Consider the following 19,233-nt stretch of genomic DNA (forward strand, 5'->3'; position numbering starts at 1 on the left):
ACCAGGCCGCGGCGCTCGCGGGCCGCTCGGACGTCGCGATCGTCCTGGTCGCGCAACCGGCTGGCGAGGAATTTGGCGATCTGGAAAGCCTGAGCCTCGCGAATCCGTCGAACCAGGACGCGCTCGTTGAAGCGGTCGCGCGTGCCAATCCGCACACGATCGTCGTCGTCCAGAGCGGCAACCCCGTGCTGATGCCGTGGAAGGACAACGTGTCGGCAATCGTCGAGGCGTGGTATCCGGGCGAGGCCGGCGGCAAGGCGATCGCGAACGTGCTGTTCGGCGCGGTCAATCCGTCCGGCAAGCTGCCCATCACGTTCCCGGCGCGCGACCAGGATACGCCGACGTGGGGACAGAACGGCGCGTTCGAGAACGATCCCGTCTACGCGGAAAAGCTGAATATGGGCTATCGCTGGTACGACGCACGCAACATCAAGCCGATGTTCGAGTTCGGCTACGGGCTGTCGTACACGCACTTCGCGTATTCGGGGCTGTCGGTGTCGCGCCAAGGGGACGGCTCGCTGAGCGTCGCGTTTACCGTGCGCAATGACGGGCGAGTCGCAGGCGCGGAAACACCGCAAGTCTATCTCGGCGTGCCGTACAAGGACGAACCGCCGAAGCGGCTGGTCGGCTGGGAGAAGATCCAGCTGAACCCGGGCGAGGCGCGGCACGTCCACGTGACCGTGTCGCCGCGGATGCAGAGCGTGTGGGATACGTCGCGCAACGGCTGGAAGGTCGTGCCGGGCGGCACTGTGTATGTAGGCGCATCGTCGCGCGATATCCGGCTGCAAGGTAGCTAAGCGCCCGCGACTACGGGGCCAGGCGGAAACTCACTGGCCCCCGGAATCTGACACGAATCGTGCCGGGTAAGCCATAGCGTGGCCCAGCTGCGCTAAATCTCCGCTCATTCGCGTCCAGCCGTTCATGCCGACGGGACATCGCGCGCGATGCACGGTGTCCGTCCAACGCGCATGTCGATACGCGATTGAATGCAGGGCATTGTCGAGAGATATCACGTCTGCGTTGTCTCCCGCGATGCCCTATTCGCGAAGCGTCGAGGCAATTCGAGCCCCGTCCTCGCCGAGGTCCCACCACAAGCCGGCCATGATAGCCAACGCCTCTCGCCCCAACGAACCAAGGAAGTGTTCATTCGGTGCGTGTTGCGAGCACGCAGGATACGAATGTGGGACCCAGACCGTCGGCAAACCAAGCGTCTTCGCAAATACTGCGTTGGGCACCGTGCCTCCCAGATTGGGAATGAGCGCGGGCGTCTTTCCGGATGTACTGTGTATCGACACCAAGGCCCACTTCACCCAAGGATTGTCGAGATCAAGCCGTGTAGCCGCGACACCTGGCTTGACGAACACCTTCACGTTCGCGAAGCCGTGCCGGCTTAGGTGAGACTCAAGATAGTGCTGTGCATTTTCCCAGTCGGTTCCGACGACAAACCGCAGTTGGCAATGAGCCCGTGCCGTCGGCGGGATAGCGTTTACCGGAGCATCCGGATTGCCGGACTTGAACGCGAGCACCTCGACAGCGTTCCATGCCAGTACACGTTCGGCCGGTGTAAGACCTGGTTCGCCCCATGTAGCGTCGATTGCAGGTGCATTGTCGTCCGTGCCCAATTCGATGTCGGCGAGTGCCTGGCGCACGGCAGGCGACACCGGGGGCGGAAGCAGTCCGTCAACCTGAATACGACCGTCTTTTCCCACAAAGCTCGCTATGGCGTGCGCAAGTTCGACCGCCGGATTGCGCAACACGCCTCCCCAGTTGCCGGAGTGATGTCCGCCGTCACGCAGGTTCACTTCGAGATCGAAGTTCAATTCACCGCGAGACCCGAGAAAAATCGTCGGTCGTTCCGCTGAAACGCGCGGCCCGTCGGACGCCAGAAAGAGGTCGCCGGCCAGATATGCTTTCTCCGCCGCGCAGAGCTGGTCCAGGCCTGGCGAATCGATCTCTTCGCCAGCCTCGAAAATCACCTTCACGTTGTAGCCGAGCTTGCCGCCACGTGCGTCAATCACCGCCTCGAGTGCTGCAAGATTGACCGAATGTGGCCCCTTGTTGTCGGCGATTCCTCGACCATACCAGCGGTCCCCGACCACGACGATTTTCCACGGTTCAAGACCGGAATCCCATTGTTCGTCGTAGCCGCGCACAACATCCGCGTGACCATACGTGACAACAGTGGGAAGATCGTCGCCCTCCTGGCGGACCGCAAGCAGCACCGGTGCGTCAATCCCGGACGGATTCGAGACGATCCTGCACGCAAATCCGAGTCGCTGCAGTGTAGAAGCGATTTCGTCGATCAAGTATCCATGCAGTTGCGCAGCGCCCGACGGTTCCTGACTCTCAGTCCGGTAACCCACGCGGCGATCCAGGTCTCGACGGAATTGACCCGAATCGAAACACGCAAGTGCGGCCGCTATCGCACCTTCACGGGTTCCAATCACATCACTCATTGGACTCTCACTTTCCATGCGTCGAATGCTGGCCACGTCGCCATTGCCGGGACGCTGCCTCGGATTTTCACTTCTCTCGGTCAGACACCGGCGAGTGCCAGGCGTGCAACTTCAGCAAAATACCGAGCCCCGATGGGCAGAATATCGTCGTTGAAGTCGTAAGTCGCGTTGTGCAGAGGCACCCCGCCCTTTTCGCCCGTACCGCCGTTGCCGATGAAGATGAAATTACCCGGAACAGCCTGAAGGAATGCGCCGAAGTCTTCCGAGATCATCATCGGTTGAACGTTCGGATCGACATTTTGGATGCCGGCGACTTTGGTCGCGGCCGCCACTGCGACATCAACGTACTCGGGTGAATTCACGGTCGGTGCGAACTCGTGTGTGTACTCGAAGTCGCATTCAACTCCGTGCATTCGGCAAACTCCCTCGCTGACTTCACGCATGCGCGTCGCGAGCAGTTTCTGCACGTCCGGCGAATAGCTGCGCGTGTCACCTTTGATAGTCACATTAGACGGAATCACATTCCGCAAGCCATCGGTAATGATCTCCGTGCACGAAATCACTGCCGGCAAGCTCGGATCAAGATTGCGGGAAACGATCGTCTGCAAGCCGAGCACGATCTGCGCGGCGAGCACGATCGGATCGACTCCCATATGCGGACGGGCCGCATGCGTGCCACGCGCCTTGATATGAATGACGAAGTTGTCTTCACTGGCCATGATGCCGCCAGGTCGCGTCGAGAATGACCCTGCGGGCATACCGGGCATGTTGTGGGCGCCAAAGATTGCGTCGACGGGGAAACGCTCGAACAGGCCATCGTCCATCATCGCCTTTGCGCCCTTGCCATGCTCTTCAGCCGGTTGGAAGATGAATCGTACGGTACCGTCGAAATCGCGCTGTTCCGATAGCAAGCGCGCTGCTCCAAGCACCATTGCCATATGCCCATCATGCCCGCATGCGTGCATCTTCCCATGGATGCACGACGCATAGGCACGCCCGGGTGCGTTCTCCTTAATGTTCAGCGCGTCCATATCTGCTCTCAGGCCGATCGCACGCGTCCCGTCCCCGACTTTGAGGTTCGCCACGACGCCGGTTCCACCTATGCCGTGGTGGACCTCGAGGCCGAAGCTCTCTAGCAGGTTGGCAACGTAGTCCGAGGTCGCTACTTCTTCAAACCCGGTCTCGGGGTTGTGATGAAAGTGATGTCTCCAATGCTTCAATTTTGATTGCAGTGTGCTTTCCATATTCACAATATCCTTGGAATTCGAAATCAAACTTTCCCTAGCCACGGCGACCATCAGTTGCTGCGGTGACGGCAGTTCGGGAGTCGCCCGTGGGCCGCTCCGATCCGAAATCAACGGATCGCGCCGGGCACATGCACGGGGACATATTCATCTTGACAATGCACGGTGGGGAGTTCTGTTGATGCACCGTCTCCGTGAAAATAATATTTCGAAACCCGCCGAATTTTGGCGCGTTTTTTAGCGTAGATTTGCAAGGAAATTTCACCCCCCCCTCCACCCGCCGGTTGCGCCGGCTGGCCAATGCGGACGTTGTTGATCGCGTACACGGCCATCCTCACCTCCAAGAGGGTTACCCTCTCACGATCGCGAGCATGAGGTCCCAAGGAACAGTACAGGACGGAGAGGATTGTGCACGCCGGCAAGTTCGCGTGGTCCCCTCCGTTTGAGCGCTCTCCAAGCTTGAGATCTGCGCTTACCTTACGACGCTCTGATCGCGCCACTCACCATTACCGTACCGACGGACAGTGATCGCGCCATTACGAATGTCGCCGCTCGCGTCAAATTGAATCGCCCCGGTAACGCCGTCCATCCGAAGTTCGCGAAGCTTGGGTAAATACGCCTTCGGGTCAGTCGATTCCGCCAGTTGCATCGCGTTCGCGAGGGCCATCGTCGCATCGTATGAATACGGCGCATACAACTGAACCGGAACGCCGAAGCGCTGCTGGTAGCGTTTGAAGAATGCCTCCCCCTGCGGCATGCGAGCACGTGGCACGCCCGCAAGCGTGCAGTACACATCCTCGTTCATCGCTGCGCCTGCAAGTGTGATGAACTGCGGGGTGCATGCCTCATCGCCGGCAATCAGTTTTGCCTTGATTCCAAGCTTGCGAGCCTGCTGTGCAAATGCAGCGGCCTGCGTGTCCCCGCCGGAGAACATGATGGCTGAGGGTGTGTGGTTCTTGATGGTGGTAAGAACAGCCATCCAGTTAGTTGTCTTGTCCGTACCGTATTCACGGTCCACGACCGCGCCGCCTGACGCCTTGACAGCCTTTTCCACTTCGTCGGCCAAGCCCTGACCATAAGCCGTCCGGTCATCGACGATTGCCACTTTTGTTGCCTTCAGGTCTTTCACAACGTAAGTGCCAATCACGTTGCCTTGACGTACGTCGTTGGCGACCATTCGAAACACGTTTCGATAGCCCTGCTGCGTCAACTTCGGATTCGTCGCGGACTCGGAAATCATCGGAATGTCGGCATCGGCGTATATCCTCGAGGCAGGAATGGACGTACCTGAATTCGCGTGACCGATCACACCGGCAACGCGATCGTCGACCAGCTTCTGGGCCACAACCATGGCTGTCTTCGGATCTGCTGCATCGTCCTGTGAATCGAGCACAAACGTGACGGGTTGACCACCGATTTTCAACCGTTTCGCATTCAGATCCTCGATTGCGAGACGCACACCATTCTCGTCATCCTTTCCGATGTGAGCGAGCTCTCCGGTCAGTGGCGAAACCTGCCCAATTCTTACGGTGACATCGGCCTGTGCAGAAATGGTCTGGAGAGCCAGTATGATAGCCAGCATTGCAGGAGTATGTTTCATGGTGGTCATGATCAGTAGTCACCCTGTGGTGTACTTTCGTGGCAAACGAGCGGCGAACGCTACCGCTCCAAACCGGCGCATGCTCGCCGGCTGGTTCAATGCTACGGAATGACCTCGATAGCCAATATTGGCTGTCGGACGGCAAATGGAATTTGCGTGCGTTCGAGGCGGTCAAAACGAGGAAACCTTGCGCACTCACGAAATTAGCTCGTCAGATCAGGATCGACGACTCTGGACAGAGCCCTTGCGGAAGCTGCGACGGCTAAGGTTGCGAGCCGACGTCTTGCGTATGCGCCCGACAGAAATCCTCGTCCCAAAACGGCTCGTGGCCGCATCGCAACTACATTCAGTATCCGAATGAAGTACGATGCAGCCACGATCGAGTCGGCCCGTCGCTACGGGAGACGTTCGCGCAATTACCTGACAAATCCCGCACCTTCGTTGTTGTGCTGAAAGCGGGATGCCACCATCACGACGATGGTTCAAATTCGCTAGGCGAGCGCGTTGACGCACCCCGTCGCTTGATGAGCAAACGCCGATGCGGCTACCTCATCAATCAGTTTCCGTGAGCAGCACGCAAGAATGCCAGTCCTAGGCGCCCGTTTATCATCGATCCTAGGTCATTGCCGCCCCGAACCGGGCTACGACTGCCACGCCATCACATTAGCCGATTTCCGTATCTTGAACGAATCGAGGTTTTCGCCGTTCCGTGAAAGCTCGAATGCCTTCACATGCCTCCACTCCTGCACCAAGTGCTGCGATTGACCGTGCTTCCCGCTCGAGGTGAGCCTCGAACTCGCCATGAAACGATTCGAGCAGCAGCTCGCGACTGGCGGCAAGTGCTTTCGTCGCTGATTCGACCAACGTACGCGCCATCGTGCGTCCCTCGTTCGCGAGATCCTCATCGTTCACGACCCGATTGATCAGGCCGATTGCGAGTGCCTCTTCTGCCCGAACGCGCTGGTTCAAAAGCAGCATTTCCAGGGCGCGCCTGACCCCCACTAACCTAGGCAGTTGCCAGGACATGCCTCCATCAGGACTGAGGCCAACCGCTCCGTAAGCAGGGGTGAAATGTGCCGAGCGTCCAGCAAGGACGATGTCTCCAGCAATCGCCAGACTGAAGCCCGCGCCGGCAGCCGGCCCGTTCACCAGGACGAGAAGCGGCTTGGGCATTCGCATGAGGCGAGAAAGCGCCAGATGAAGCGTTCCGGCCAGTTCGCTCAGAAATCCGGGCAGATCGTTGCCTACCGCCCCGAATGAACCCAGATCTCCTCCCGTACAGAAGAGTCGCCCCATTCCCGTGAGTACGACACATCGAATCGCCGGATCCTGGTCGCAGCGGATTGCCGCCCTCATCAGCGCCTGTGCCAGGGGCAAATCGATTGCGTTTCCGGATTCCGGTCGGTTGAGAGCAAGGGTTGCAATGCCATCCTCAACGTCGACCAGCAAGCATTCTCCATTCATACACATTCCTATATCTCACGGTCGGAAATGCCACAAACTTTCCGGCCGTTCACGTCATCGCGATCACAAGCCTGCTTTCAACGCGGCGGCTTGCAGCACAACTTAAACGCTCAGCCCGCAACTGCAATACGTCATCGCGGCGCCATGCGGATTGCGCCGTCGAGCCGAATCACCTCCCCGTTCAGCATGGAGTTCTCGACGATGGATTGCACGAGCTTCGCGAATTCGTCCGGTTGCCCGAGACGACTCGGAAACGGAACCTGCTTGCCAAGCGAATTTTGAGCGTCCTGCGGCAAGCTGGCCAACAACGGCGTAAGAAAAATGCCTGGGGCGATCGTCATTACCCGAATTCCAAACCGAGCAAACTCGCGTGCAATGGGAAGCGTCATGCCGACAATACCCGCCTTCGAAGCGGCATAAGCGGGCTGACCGATTTGTCCGTCGAACGCGGCCACGCTCGCAGTATTGATGATGACACCGCGCTCCTCACCGATCGGTGCTTCCGTGTGCAACCGCGCGGCAAATTTTGACAAGACGTTGAATGTCCCCATCAGATTGATGTTGACGATCCGCGCGAAGTCGTTCAGCGCGAGCGGAGATCCATCGCGATTGATTACCTTTCCCGGCGGGCCAATGCCGGCGCAGTTCACAAGCAAGCGCGCCTTCCCATAGAGCCCCTCCGCTTTCGCGAGCGCTGCATCGACCGCAACCTCATCACACACGTCGACCTTGACGAAATTGCCACCAACTTGCTCCGCGCAGGCGCGGCCCAACTCCTCATTGAGATCGAAAATCGTGACCTTGGCGCCCTTCTCCGCTAGCAGTCGTGCTACCGCACCGCCAAGTCCGGATGCGCCACCAGTCACAATTGCAGCCAATCCCTCGATATGCATGCCAATCTCCATTCCGATAAAAGTACGACTCGTCTCTCAGGCGTCTTGGGAAACGTCACGAATCAAAAATTACCGCAAAGTATTTTACCTACTCACGAGTAGATTCTGGAGCGATGCTCTCTCACTGTCAAGCACCGAAGACTCCATTGATGCTTCGATCTTCACCGTCAACGCAGATAGTCGACCTGGTAAGTACAACTATCATGGAGAGTTGCATGCGGCACGGTCTACTGGACGCGGCCGCACGCAACCCCGCTCGGATTTAGAAGCGATGACGCAACGCCGCGCGAATCAGAATCTGATGATTGTTCGACGAATCGCCGTAGTTGCCGATATCCGCAACGGCGGGAGCGCCAGTCGACGAGATGCCGGACGCACGTTGCCAGCCGATGGTCCAGTACACGTCCGTTCGCTTGGAAAGGAAGTAGTTAGCCATCAGCCCGATCTGGTTGTAGTGTTGTCCGCCAATCGTTGCACCACTGGCAGTACTGACACTCCGGCCGTTCAAATAGTTGTACATAATGCCCGCGAAGAAATAGGGCGAAAACTGATACTGCGCGCCAACGTCGAAATTGTTGAAGCGAGCGGTTCCACCCAGCAACTCCCCGTTGAGGTGGCCATACTGAATATTCGAGTATGACGCCGCCAGCGTCAGCGCCCCGATCTTGTAGTTGGCCGCTACGACCGCATTCTGGAAGGACTGCGCGCTCTTGTATCCGGAGTTGAGTGAAAATGCCAGGGGCGAAGCACCGCTGGCGTTGTCAGTGAAGAAGCCGGATCCGGCCGTCGCCGAGGTCGGATTCTTGAAATATTCGTACGCCCCGGCAACCTTGAACGGTCCGTATTCATACGATGCGCCGACCGAATAACCGCTATTGGCCGTCAAGTTGCCGGCAACACCGCCGACGCTATATTCGCCACCGAATTTCAACCCATTGAACGCCGGGCTCATGTAGCGAATCGCGTTGTTCACGCGAATAGTATTGGCGGCGTTATCGAGATCGCCCGGATGCGACGAGGCCGGCCCCCCAAGCAGCCCCTCGGCGGTCAGGGGTTCCGGGAAATAAAAGATCATGTCGTACTGCCGCCCGAGGGTGAGGCTCCCAAGGCGATCACTGCTGAGACCTACGAATGCCTGGCGGCCAAATGCAGTTCCACCTTGACCGAATGCGCCGCTGTTCAAGTTGATGCCGGACTCAAGTGTGAAGATCGCCTTGAGGCCGCCGCCGAGGTCCTCACTGCCCGTCATCCCCCATCGACTGCCGAAGATGCCGCCCAGCGAGTCAAGAGAGACCCGCTTGCCGGCCCCGCTATTGCTCTGAAACACCACGCCTTCGTCGATGACCCCATACAACGTAACGGAGCTTTGCGCGTGACTCGCAACCGAGAACGCGCCGAAGAGCGCTGTGCAGATAAGGTTTCGATAGAACGGATTCTTCATGCGTAGATCTCCTAACCAAATGTAAGAATATTTTTGTTTCCGGATAGTCGTTTACCGCGAAGTAAACAGGCTTGCTCAAATGCCTTTACTCGATCTCCGGCAAATCGAGCGAGGCTTGATATGGTGAGTCTCGACGGCCCCGCACGATTTACCTCAGGTGCGGCGCTTCGGCACCATGCCTGAAGTGCTCGAACAAACATCGGTCTCGTTCATCTCAACCATTTGACACGGGTGGTCGGCTCCCGCATTTGTGTGGACTCGGCGCCCAGACGAGGGAGCCGAGTCCGGTCCTTTAGCTGTCGGCGCAAACGAAACTTGAAGCGCTATTTGCGTCGCCGGATCCCTTGTACATTGGGAATTGCGGGTACTCGCACAACGGACGAGTACGTCCCTTGGTAGCGGGATTCCCATCCGTCACGACCGGGCTGACGGGTGCTTGTCCCGATGCCACCCACCCATCCAGCGCTGCCAGCGAGTCCCACTGCAGCGCAAATGTGCCGTTCGCGTGGCCAAACCCTGGTGCAACGTAATACCGGACAAAGCTGCTCGTCGAATCGCCGTATCGTGCCGCAACCTTACTGAAGTAAGCGGTTGTTTGATTGGGCGTCACCAACATGTCGGTCGTGCCTTGCACCAGGATCAGCTTTCCGCCTTTCTTCTGAAACGTATCGAGATCCGGATTCGTCGCGTCCAGTTCATTGGACAACTGCGTGACCCGCGGTTGCCACGCACGGTAGTCAAAACCAGTACTCGTGCCATTCGGATTTTGCTCGTCGAAGTACTTGATAACGGGATTGAACAGGTTGTAGTAGGCGGTATGAGTGCCGTCCGTCCCAAAGGGGTCAAACAGTACTCCTTCCACGTCAGCACCTTGGAACACCGGGTATGGCCCAATGCTAGTGACTCCGTTAGCCAATGGGAAAGCAAACTCCATTGGCGTCGCTGCAGTCATCAACGTATTGATCTGAGCGTCGGACAGGCAAGTATCACCGGTGTCCGCTCCGCCGGAGCAGCGCAAGCTGTTAATCGAGAATGTGGCCTGGCAAGCCGCGGTGTTGCTCACGATGCCATCCACGACACCGTCCAGTCCGTCGCATGCAGCCAGCACTTTGGCCCGAACCAGAGCCTGTTTGGCCGGATCGAGCGCCCCGCCACTGGTTGAATATGCGGCATTCCACATCCGGAACCACGACATCACCATGGCCTGATTCTGGTTCGCAGGATAGTAAGCGACGATCCCGTCATAGTCGCTTGCGTACCGTTGCGCCGCCACGAGGCTCTCATGCCCCCCCTTGGAATGCCCGATGTGATACATTCGATGTGGCGCGGTCTTGTAAAACACGTTGATGATATAGAGCGCCGTGTCATGCGTGCGTTTGACGCTCTCCCCGCCATAATTGGCGAGTGCTTGAGCGTTTAGACCGAACGACCCGTCTAGGGTCGTTCCGCCGTCACTGCCGAAGGTTACATAGTTCATCGACAGCGGTTGCTGTTCGTCGGACGGCCAGTTGGGCACGCCGCCTATCTGCCCACCAAGACCGGTCACAAGCAGTCCATTGAAGCCTCCACCTCCCAACTGCAGTGCTTTGAAGTTCCAGGTCGTCGGGAGATTGACTTCGAAGTTGATCGCGGGATCTGCGGAATTGGTAGCGAGCACCTTGCCGAGCACTTGGCAGTAGTCCGGAAGGCCCGTCTTGCTATCGGCTGCGACCAGTGATGCGGATGTGATCGTCGCGCCTTGCGTCGGCAGTGCAATGGCGCTGGCCGGAACGGTTGAGCCAGCAAGAGCAGAACATGCGCTCGCAGCATTCTGCACTTGCATCGAAGTCGGAGCCGCCGGCGTTGGTGCCGCAGCGTTGTCACTCCCCCCCCCACAAGCAGCGAGGCCCAAAGCCACCACCGCGCCCACGATGCTCGTCGCGGCCAACCCTCTGTAGAAGCTCGAGGTTGTCTGATATTCGTCGGTCATGTTGTCTCCACCTTGTCTAAGTGTGCCGACCAGCGATGTGCATCGCGGCCGGCACACGGATTAGGCGCGCACTCACGTAGGTGAGACCATCGTCGAAACAGACGAGATCGCAGTGCGCAGAACTAACGACTCAGCAGATACCCCAACCCAAAGGGACCACGGAGGACCGGTTCCATGGCGATCTAGTTCATATGAACAACATTACAAAGAACCGCGGCGCGCCTTGCACAACGCTTGGCCATGGATTGGTACGAGAAATTGGTGGCGGTACATGAAGATGTCACCGACATGCAATGAATCAAGTGACGAGCCACGGTATTTGTCGATAGCCCGCTTTAGTAGCTGTCTCTACCGGTGACACACAAACACACAATCGGCATTGTTCTTACGTCGAAGTATTGTATATACTCCAAAGTAGGATTTGGGCCAGACGGAGCGCTGACATTAGTCTGTCAAGAGCGTGGTCGCATGGGCCCTTGTTCGCAGAACGATGCGAGATGGAGAGAGACGATGTGCCAGGCCAACATGCTCATGGAGTCGATAACCGTCGACTCTTCACGCCCTTCACAATGCGATGCGGCGCCCCTCCTGCGGTGAGAGGCACCCCATGTCTCCGGGCCTCACGCGTCTTCGCAAACGCCGAGAACTCGTTCGTGATCCGGAAGTCGCCCTCGACACCGCCTTCTTGTTGATCCGAAATGCCCTCCAAGCTGGATCTCGCCTTCAGAGAAACTCAACTTTCCTAAAAGCAATGTACCCCGGAACGCACGCCCAAACCCACCCCTCGAAGCCTGCCGTGATCATGGCTGCATCAGGGCTGCATGTCACCTTTTCCGAGCTCGAAGACAGATCTCTCAGGATCGCGAATTGGCTTCGCGCGCAAGGGATGAACAGAGGTGACGTCGTCGCCATCCTCTCAGAGAACGACCACCGCATATTCGACGTCTACTGGGCAGCCCAACGCTCGGGGCTTTACGTCGCGGCAATAAACTTCCATCTCAAGAGCGAGGAGATCGAGTACATCCTCCAGAACTCTGGGGCGAAATGTCTCTTTGTCGGAGACGTGGGGCAGGATCTCGCACGTGCATGGGCCGACCTCCCGTCTCTTTCGCATGTCGTGCATTTTGACGTGGCCTTGCCCGGTTCGGTTTCGATGAGTTCCGTGTTGGAAACGGCGTCCTCGGAACGACCCGAGTACGAGCCCCGTGGCGCAGACATGCTCTATTCGTCGGGAACAACCGGACGTCCGAAGGGGGTGAGACTTCCGCTGCCCGACCGTCAGGTGTCGGACGCCGGCGACAGCATGGTCGCCATGTTCGGCGGACATTTCGGGTGCGGCAGCGACACGGTGTACCTCTCCCCGGCGCCGCTCTATCATGCTGCCCCCCTGCGGACCTGCGCTGCGATTCAGGCCATGGGCGGCACCGTCGTCGTGATGGACAAATTCGATGCCGAAGCAGCACTCGATGCAATCGAGAAATATCGTGTGAACGTCAGCCAATGGGTTCCGACAATGTTCGTCCGGATGTTGAAACTCCCGGACGACATCAGAAGCGCGTATGACGTCAGCAGCATGAAGGTCGCAATACACGCGGCAGCACCGTGCCCTGTCGACGTGAAGCGCAAGATGATGGATTGGTGGGGGCCGGTACTGTACGAGTTCTATTCAAGCACGGAGCTGAACGGTATTACGACCATCGGCCCATCGGAATGGTTGAAGAAGCCGGGGTCGGTCGGGCGTTCGATACTCGGAAAAATTCACATCTGTGACGAGAGCGGTGATGAACTGCCCGCCGGATCGGATGGGCTCGTCTATTTCGAGCGTGAAACGACGCCATTCTCGTATCACAAGGACCCCGAGAAAACACGTGCGACCCAACACCCGATGTATTCGACGTGGACGATGGTTGGCGACATCGGCCATGTCGACGAGGATGGCTTCCTCTACCTCACTGACAGAAAGGGCTTCATGATCATCTCCGGCGGAGTCAATATCTATCCGCAGGAAGTCGAAAACGCGCTCGCACTCCACCCGGCCATTCTGGATGTGGCAGTAATCGGTATCCCCGATCCGGAGATGGGGGAACGAGTAAAGGCTGTCGTCACCCTCGCAGAAGGCTACGCGGGAACGACGGAGCTCGAGAAGGAGATCATAGACTTCGCGAAGTCACGAATTGCCTCGTACAAGGCACCCAAGAGTGTCGACTTCGTCGATGCATTACCGCGAACCCCAACCGGAAAGCTGCAGAAGGGCGAATTGCGAAAGCAGTATCTTGCTCGCGAAAGCTCCTGATGTACCAGACGCGCCCGCAACCTCTTCCCGAATCTTTTCGAGTGGTAATGGGACGAGTTTCAAGGAAGAGATTGGTGATCAAATGAGTACAGGAGCGAAATCCCTGCATGCACTTGTCGAGCATTGGCTGGGACAGCCCTCAGCCACCCAAACCAGAGTGGTTCGCGTGGCCGGGCGCGGCAGTCAACGATGCGTGTACGTCGAGCTCACCAGTCCGGGGGAACTCTTGAGGATGTACTTTTTCCGCCACCCAGATCGGGTGTGGCGGGTATTCCCGCCTTCGCTCAAACGCCCCGCCATGCGTTTTTGATGAAGCGCTTGTGAGCTTGCGCAGCGTCGTAGCCCCTTCACCCGAGATCGTTGACCGAAGATCGCCCGTTATATTGGTAGTCCGACGTACTTTTCTTGGCGTGACATCTCACGCGCAGACGCAGATCGTAGAACGTCCGCCACAATTCTAAGTTGACTGAAATACGGATCCAAGAATGATGCTGAATGATGAGCAGGAGATGATTCGCGACTCCATGCGTGCTTATGCCCAAGAGAGGCTTGCGCCGAATGCTGCAGAGTGGAGTCGCAACCACACGTTTCCGTCCGATGCACTGAAAGAACTTGGTGAACTCGGGGCACTGGGAGTCGTGGTCCCCGAAGAATGGGGTGGCGCCGGTCTGGACTATCTGTCCCTGGCCGTCGCGCTGGAGGAAATTTCCGCCGGCGATGGCGCTACATCGACAATCGTAAGCGTTCAAAACTCGCTCGTTTGCGGTATCACGCTCAAGTATGGCTCGACGCAGCAAAAGCAGGAATGGCTGACCGCGTTGGCACAGGGGAAGTCCTTGGGCTGCTTCTGCCTGACAGAACCACACGCGGGATCAGACGCGGCAGCAATCCGAACGACCGCGGTACGCGACGGCGACGACTGGGTAATCAACGGCGTGAAGCAGTTCATTACCACGGGAAAGAACGCTGACGTAGCAATCGTGTTTGCTGTAACCGACAAAGGAGCCGGAAGACACGGCATATCCTGCTTTCTGGTGCCGACGCACACGAAGGGCTACATCGTTGGCCGTATCGAGGAAAAGATGGGGCAGCATGCCTCTGATACCGCGCAAATCCTGTTTGAAGATTGCCGGGTTCCCGGCGCCTCCTTGATGGGGAATACTGGTGACGGCTACCGCATCGCATTGTCCGACCTCGAGGCTGGGAGGATCGGTATCGCCGCGCAGTCGGTCGGGATGGCGCGAGCTGCATTCGAGGCAGCATTGAATTACGCAAAAGAGCGAGAAGCTTTTGGCAAGCCTATTATCGAACAACAGGCAGTTTCCTTCCGCCTTGCCGACATGGCAACGTCACTCGACGCAGCCCGCTTGATGGTGTGGCGCGCGGCGAAGCTGAAGGATGCCGGTTTGCCGTGCCTGAAAGAAGCATCGATGGCAAAGATGTTCGCGTCCGAGGTAGCCGAGAGCATTTGCTCGAACGCGATTCAAATCCATGGTGGCTACGGCTACGTGTCGGATTTCCCGGTCGAACGCATCTATCGCGATGTCAGAGTTTGCCAGATCTACGAAGGAGCTAACGACATCCAGCGCTTGGTTATCGGCCGGGCACTCGCAGAGGAGTAACGTCGGTCCGCTCTCCCAGAAAATTCTGCTCGTCAGGCTCGGCCAGCAGAATATGACTATCGGTGCGTTGCCGCCTGGTGCCACTCTGCAAATCGGACACGCAGATTTCGCGCAAGACCTCGGCGACGAGCTGCACCGCCCGGCCAGGGCGCTACTGACGACGCAACACTCGTCGCTCCTCCAACATGATTCACACCGTTCATTCGCCGTCAGTGGTAGATGCGAATTCCCTCACCACCCGCGGATTTTCCACGCGCGGTGGTCGCTTGCTGCGCCTGTACAACCTGCGTCTGCCGTTTCCAATCCATTTGAGCGCTCGGCGTGGACATCATCTGCTCGCCGGCGAGCGGCGCCGTGGGGTGCTGGCACAGGGGCGGTCCGCCATCCTTGCGCCGTATCGTACCGTGCACTACGAAGGCGCGACCGCCATTGATCCGAGAATCGGTTACGAGTTACATCTCACCATCGACAGCCATCTCGAGCGCGTCGCATCAGACGCATGGGGTACTTCCGCAACGCCCGTCCTTGCAGTCCGAGTAGCTCATGCGGTATTCAGTGATCCGACCTCCGACTGGTCCGTCTCGTTCACGGCAGAACGGATGAAAATGAGTCCGCGAGAGCTGACCGGACAACTATTCCGTGAAAATAACGCACTCACCGCGATCGTCCGCGAACAACGTCTAATGCGTGCACTGCTGGCATTGCTCGCGTACCCGCAGACACGCGATGACTTGCGCACGCTTGCATGCCAGCTCGGCTTCGCATCGGCGGCACGTCTAAACGACACATTCGATGAGCATTTCGGTAGCAGCGCGACGCGAGTCGCCACATTGGCCTGGTATCCGGCACTGACATGGTCATTCGCGGACCGGCCACGTTCGAGTGACTCGTCGGACTGACGGGTTCACGGAGGATCATGCGCATCCAGACCGTCATCGCCAGCTCAAGTCGGAAACACAAAGGCCCTACGAAATCGATCAATTCGTAGGGCCTCGCTTGCAATTCATACGCCGTGCATCATACTCGGCGCAACATACGCGATCACAATGCGCGTGCGATCACCTCCTTCATGATTTCGCTCGTGCCACCGTAGATGCGTTGAACGCGGGCATCCGTGTACATCCTCGCTATCGTGTACTCGTTCATATAGCCGTAGCCGCCGAACAACTGCAAGCACGCATCAACCACCCTACCCTGAGTCTCCGATCCCCAGAGCTTCGCCATCGAAGCTGTTGCGGTATCCAAACGACCAACCAGCAAGTCCTGCACACAGCGATCGATGAAGGCGCGTCCGACCTGGATCTCCGTGGCAATCTCGGCAAGCTTGAATCTGGTGTTCTGGAAAGCGGAAATTGCCTGTCCGAATGCCTGCCGATCACGCACATAGGCCAGTGTTTCCTCATACGCACCCTCCATCGCTGCCAGGGCCATCACGCCGATGAGCAACCGTTCGTAGGGAAGATCCGCCATGAGCTGGTAGAACCCCTGTCCAGGCAGTCCGCCGAGGATCTGGTCCTCACCGACAAGCACGTCGTCGAAAAACAGCTCGGCGGTGTCTTGCGCCTTCATGCCGATCTTGTCCAGCAACCGTCCGACCCGGAAGCCGGCGCAATCGGCTGTCTCCAGCAGGAAGATCGAAATGCCGCGAGCACCCTCACCCGACTCCGTCTTCGCCACCACCAGGACAAGGCCAGCCAGGAGGCCGTTCGAAATGAACGTCTTGGCGCCATTGATGCACCATCCGTCCTGCCCGCGTTGGGCCCGAGTACGAATACCCTTCAGATCCGATCCGGCGCCCGGTTCAGTCATCGCAATCGCGCCGACCAGTTCGCCCGATATCAAGCGCGGCAGGTAGCGACGTTTCTGCTCTTCGGTGCCGTGGTTCAAGAGATAGTGAGCCACGATCGCGTGCACGGAGGCATTCATGCCCGAGAGTGCTCGTCGAGCCATCTCTTCATGGAATACAGCTTCGTGACGGAAGTCGCCCCCTGCACCGCCCCACTCCTCCGGGAGATCGGCGCACAGGATCCCAAGTGCTCCAGCTTTCCGCCACAAGTCATGCCCGACGTGTCCGCGATGGCGAGCCGCCTCGTCGTGCGGAAGCATTTCCTCTTCGATGAACCGTACGACGGTGTCGCGATACTGCTCGAGATCGGGATCACTCCACGAGCGGTTGAATTGAATCGTCATAGATGTGATTTTCCTAGTAGAACGCCAGCTAGCCTGCCAATTTGCCGCGGTCCTCGCTGTGGTCAGCCTGGAGCCTTCTGCATATTCGCTCCCCAGTCCAGAACGACTCGGCCTACTGTCGAAACATCCTGAGCTTGCCGGATCGCCTTCGCCCAATCGAGAGCGGGATAAACCTGAGCGACGCGCGGTCGAAGCTGACCGGTCGCCAGCATCGCAACCGCTTCGGCCAGATTGGCTCGCGCACGCTCAGGCTCGCGCTCCCGGAACTGGCGAATGTCCACCCCGACGAGCGAGGCCCCCTTGAGCAGCGGCAAGTTGGAGCGGATTGCGGGAATATTGCCACCGGCAAAACCAATGACCAGATGACGGCCACCCCATCGAAGGGTGCGAAATGCCGTCTCCGTGTACGAATCGCCAATCGTGTCGACCACGACGTCGACCCCTTCGGGCACGGCTGCCTGCACTGCAGTGCGCCATTCGGCTTGGCCAACGTCGACGATGTGATCCGCACCTTCTTGCCGGGCAACGTTCATTTTTTCGTCGCCGGTCACACCGGCGACGACAGTCGCACCAAGCGCCTTCGCGACTTGCACACAAGCCAGGCCGACACCTCCTGCCGCACCCAATACGAAAACGGTCTCCCCGACTTGAAGGGCTCCGCGGTGCTTCAACGCATACAATGCCGTCGCATACGTAACGGGCAATGCCGATGCCGCGTGCATGTCCACATGCGGGGGCAAGACCTCCAGGGCACTCGCAGGGACATTGGCGCGCTCAGCCCACGCTCCGCCAACAGTCATTCCCACGACATGCTGCCCGACTTGCAAACCACCCTCGACGCCGGGACCAAGGGCCGCAACGACACCGGTGAACTCGGTGCCGGGCACGAGCGGCAGCGGCGGCTTTACCTGGTAGCCTCCTCGTGCAAAGAGCAAATCCACATACGAAATCGCGTTTGCCAGAACGCTGACCTGGACTTCACCGACACCGGGCGAAACTTCCGGTGCCTGCTCGAGCACCCATTGATGAAGACCGTCAAATCCGTGTACGCGCAGCGCTAGCATGATGCAGCTCCACTTGCCCGGCCGGATGCGCTCGCGAGTGCGGCCCGGCAATCGGCCACCATCCTCTCCAGCAATTCACCACAGGTCGGAATATCCTTCACCAACCCGACAGTCTGCCCTGCCCAGACGAGGCCGGCGTCCACCTGGCCACTTTGCAATGCGGCGCGCCCCCGCTGACCAGAGACCAGGGGCTGGATGTCTTTGAACTCGCATCCGCCCGGACGGCGCTCAATCGAGACCACTTCGTCGGACACTTGGTTGCGCAGAACCCGACCGGTATTGTGCAGGGTACGGAAGATCAGGTTAGTCTCCAGCTCATTGGCGCACACCAATGCACATTTGATGTCTTCGTGGATCGGTGCTTCGACGGTCGCGCAGAATCGCGTTCCCATGTTTACACCCTCCGCCCCCAAGGCCAATGCTGCAGCCAGCCCCCGGCCATCAGCGATGCCGCCGGAGGCAATCACCGGGATGCTCAACGCCTGTGCCGCGAGCGGAATGAGCACCAATCCCCCGACATCATCTTCTCCAGGGTGGCCGGCACATTCGAAGCCGTCGATGCTGACAACGTCGACACCATTGCGTTCAGCCGAGAGTGCGTGGCGAATACTCGTGCACTTGTGGATCACCCGAACGCCAGCTGCCTTCAAGCGCGCGGTGAACTCCTTGGGGCTGCTGCCGGCGGTCTCGACCACCGGAATGCCCTTCGCGATCACCACGTCAAGGTACTCGTCATACGGAGGCGGCTTGACCGAAGGCAGAATGGTCAGGTTGACGCCGAACGGGCGGTTGGTCATCGTCCTGCAGCGGTCGATCTCGGCGCCCAAGGCGTCCGGTGTCGGCTGAGTGAGCGCCGTGAGGATACCCAACCCGCCTGCGTTCGACACCGCGGAAGCCATTTCGGCGGTGCCAACCCATTGCATCCCGCCCTGAATGATCGGGTAGCGGATGTCGAACATCTCAGTGATACGAGTCTTCATCGTTCAACTTCCTTGAA

Annotated in this window: 15 protein-coding genes; 4 read left to right on the forward strand and 11 right to left on the reverse strand. The window is 58.6% G+C overall.

The genetic code is table 11. The annotated features are described in order from the left end of the window. A partial coding sequence (locus tag PI86_RS03820) for a glycoside hydrolase family 3 C-terminal domain-containing protein (RefSeq protein WP_039318887.1) occupies positions 1-797 on the forward strand: 797 nt, incomplete at its 5' end. Positions 798-1,037: 240 nt separating this feature from the next. On the opposite strand, the gene PI86_RS03825 is transcribed toward PI86_RS03820, so the two are convergent. The 8 genes from PI86_RS03825 to PI86_RS03855 form a co-directional block, all read right to left on the reverse strand. Beyond that, a complete protein-coding gene (locus tag PI86_RS03825) occupies positions 1,038-2,456 on the reverse strand; it encodes a M20 family metallopeptidase (RefSeq protein ID WP_039318890.1) in 1,419 nt (472 codons plus the stop codon). Positions 2,457-2,536: 80 nt separating this feature from the next. Continuing rightward, positions 2,537-3,700: a M20 aminoacylase family protein gene (locus PI86_RS03830; protein ID WP_039319343.1), complete on the reverse strand. Its 1,164-nt coding sequence runs from the start codon at positions 3,698-3,700 to the stop codon at positions 2,537-2,539. Positions 3,701-3,810: 110 nt separating this feature from the next. Beyond that, a complete protein-coding gene (locus tag PI86_RS16860; protein ID WP_152608040.1) occupies positions 3,811-4,032 on the reverse strand; it encodes a hypothetical protein in 222 nt (73 codons plus the stop codon). A 140-nt stretch (positions 4,033-4,172) separates the two neighbouring features. Then, complete coding sequence (locus tag PI86_RS03835; protein ID WP_200885179.1) at positions 4,173-5,300, reverse strand: branched-chain amino acid ABC transporter substrate-binding protein; 1,128 nt, start codon at positions 5,298-5,300, stop codon at positions 4,173-4,175. Between the two features lie 663 nt (positions 5,301-5,963). Further along, positions 5,964-6,749: an enoyl-CoA hydratase/isomerase family protein gene (locus PI86_RS03840; RefSeq protein WP_235362684.1), complete on the reverse strand. Its 786-nt coding sequence runs from the start codon at positions 6,747-6,749 to the stop codon at positions 5,964-5,966. A 146-nt stretch (positions 6,750-6,895) separates the two neighbouring features. Continuing rightward, positions 6,896-7,657 (reverse strand): SDR family NAD(P)-dependent oxidoreductase, encoded by a 762-nt coding sequence (locus PI86_RS03845; RefSeq protein WP_039319344.1) that lies wholly within the window; start codon positions 7,655-7,657, stop codon positions 6,896-6,898. Positions 7,658-7,919: 262 nt separating this feature from the next. After that, positions 7,920-9,098 carry a porin gene (locus PI86_RS03850; RefSeq protein ID WP_039318897.1) on the reverse strand — a complete coding sequence of 393 codons (1,179 nt, stop codon included), beginning with the start codon at positions 9,096-9,098 and terminating at the stop codon, positions 7,920-7,922. 292 nt (positions 9,099-9,390) lie between these two features. Next, complete coding sequence (locus PI86_RS03855) at positions 9,391-11,067, reverse strand: tannase/feruloyl esterase family alpha/beta hydrolase (protein ID WP_052319359.1); 1,677 nt, start codon at positions 11,065-11,067, stop codon at positions 9,391-9,393. 802 nt (positions 11,068-11,869) lie between these two features. On the opposite strand from PI86_RS03855, the gene PI86_RS03860 reads away from it, so the two are divergent. The 3 genes from PI86_RS03860 (at position 11,870) to PI86_RS16865 (ending at position 15,881) form a co-directional block, all read left to right on the forward strand. Continuing rightward, positions 11,870-13,360, forward strand: coding sequence for an acyl-CoA synthetase (locus PI86_RS03860; protein ID WP_326929221.1), 1,491 nt, complete (start codon positions 11,870-11,872; stop codon positions 13,358-13,360). 485 nt (positions 13,361-13,845) lie between these two features. Then, positions 13,846-14,982 (forward strand): acyl-CoA dehydrogenase, encoded by a 1,137-nt coding sequence (locus PI86_RS03865; RefSeq protein ID WP_039318904.1) that lies wholly within the window; start codon positions 13,846-13,848, stop codon positions 14,980-14,982. A 185-nt stretch (positions 14,983-15,167) separates the two neighbouring features. Continuing rightward, positions 15,168-15,881 carry a helix-turn-helix domain-containing protein gene (locus PI86_RS16865; protein ID WP_152608041.1) on the forward strand — a complete coding sequence of 238 codons (714 nt, stop codon included), beginning with the start codon at positions 15,168-15,170 and terminating at the stop codon, positions 15,879-15,881. Positions 15,882-16,023: 142 nt separating this feature from the next. Here PI86_RS16865 and PI86_RS03870 read toward each other — a convergent pair whose 3' ends face one another. From PI86_RS03870 to PI86_RS03880, 3 genes are all read right to left on the reverse strand, one after another. Next, on the reverse strand, positions 16,024-17,172 hold the full coding sequence (locus tag PI86_RS03870) for an acyl-CoA dehydrogenase family protein (RefSeq protein ID WP_039318907.1): 1,149 nt from the start codon (positions 17,170-17,172) through the stop codon (positions 16,024-16,026). A gap of 62 nt (positions 17,173-17,234) precedes the next feature. After that, positions 17,235-18,236: an NADPH:quinone oxidoreductase family protein gene (locus PI86_RS03875; protein WP_082012128.1), complete on the reverse strand. Its 1,002-nt coding sequence runs from the start codon at positions 18,234-18,236 to the stop codon at positions 17,235-17,237. After that, on the reverse strand, positions 18,230-19,216 hold the full coding sequence (locus PI86_RS03880) for an NAD(P)H-dependent flavin oxidoreductase (protein WP_039318909.1): 987 nt from the start codon (positions 19,214-19,216) through the stop codon (positions 18,230-18,232). The genes PI86_RS03875 and PI86_RS03880 overlap by 7 nt, the downstream gene beginning before the upstream one ends. Positions 19,217-19,233 lie beyond the last annotated feature (17 nt).

It is taken from the genome of Burkholderia sp. A9 (assembly GCF_000801975.1).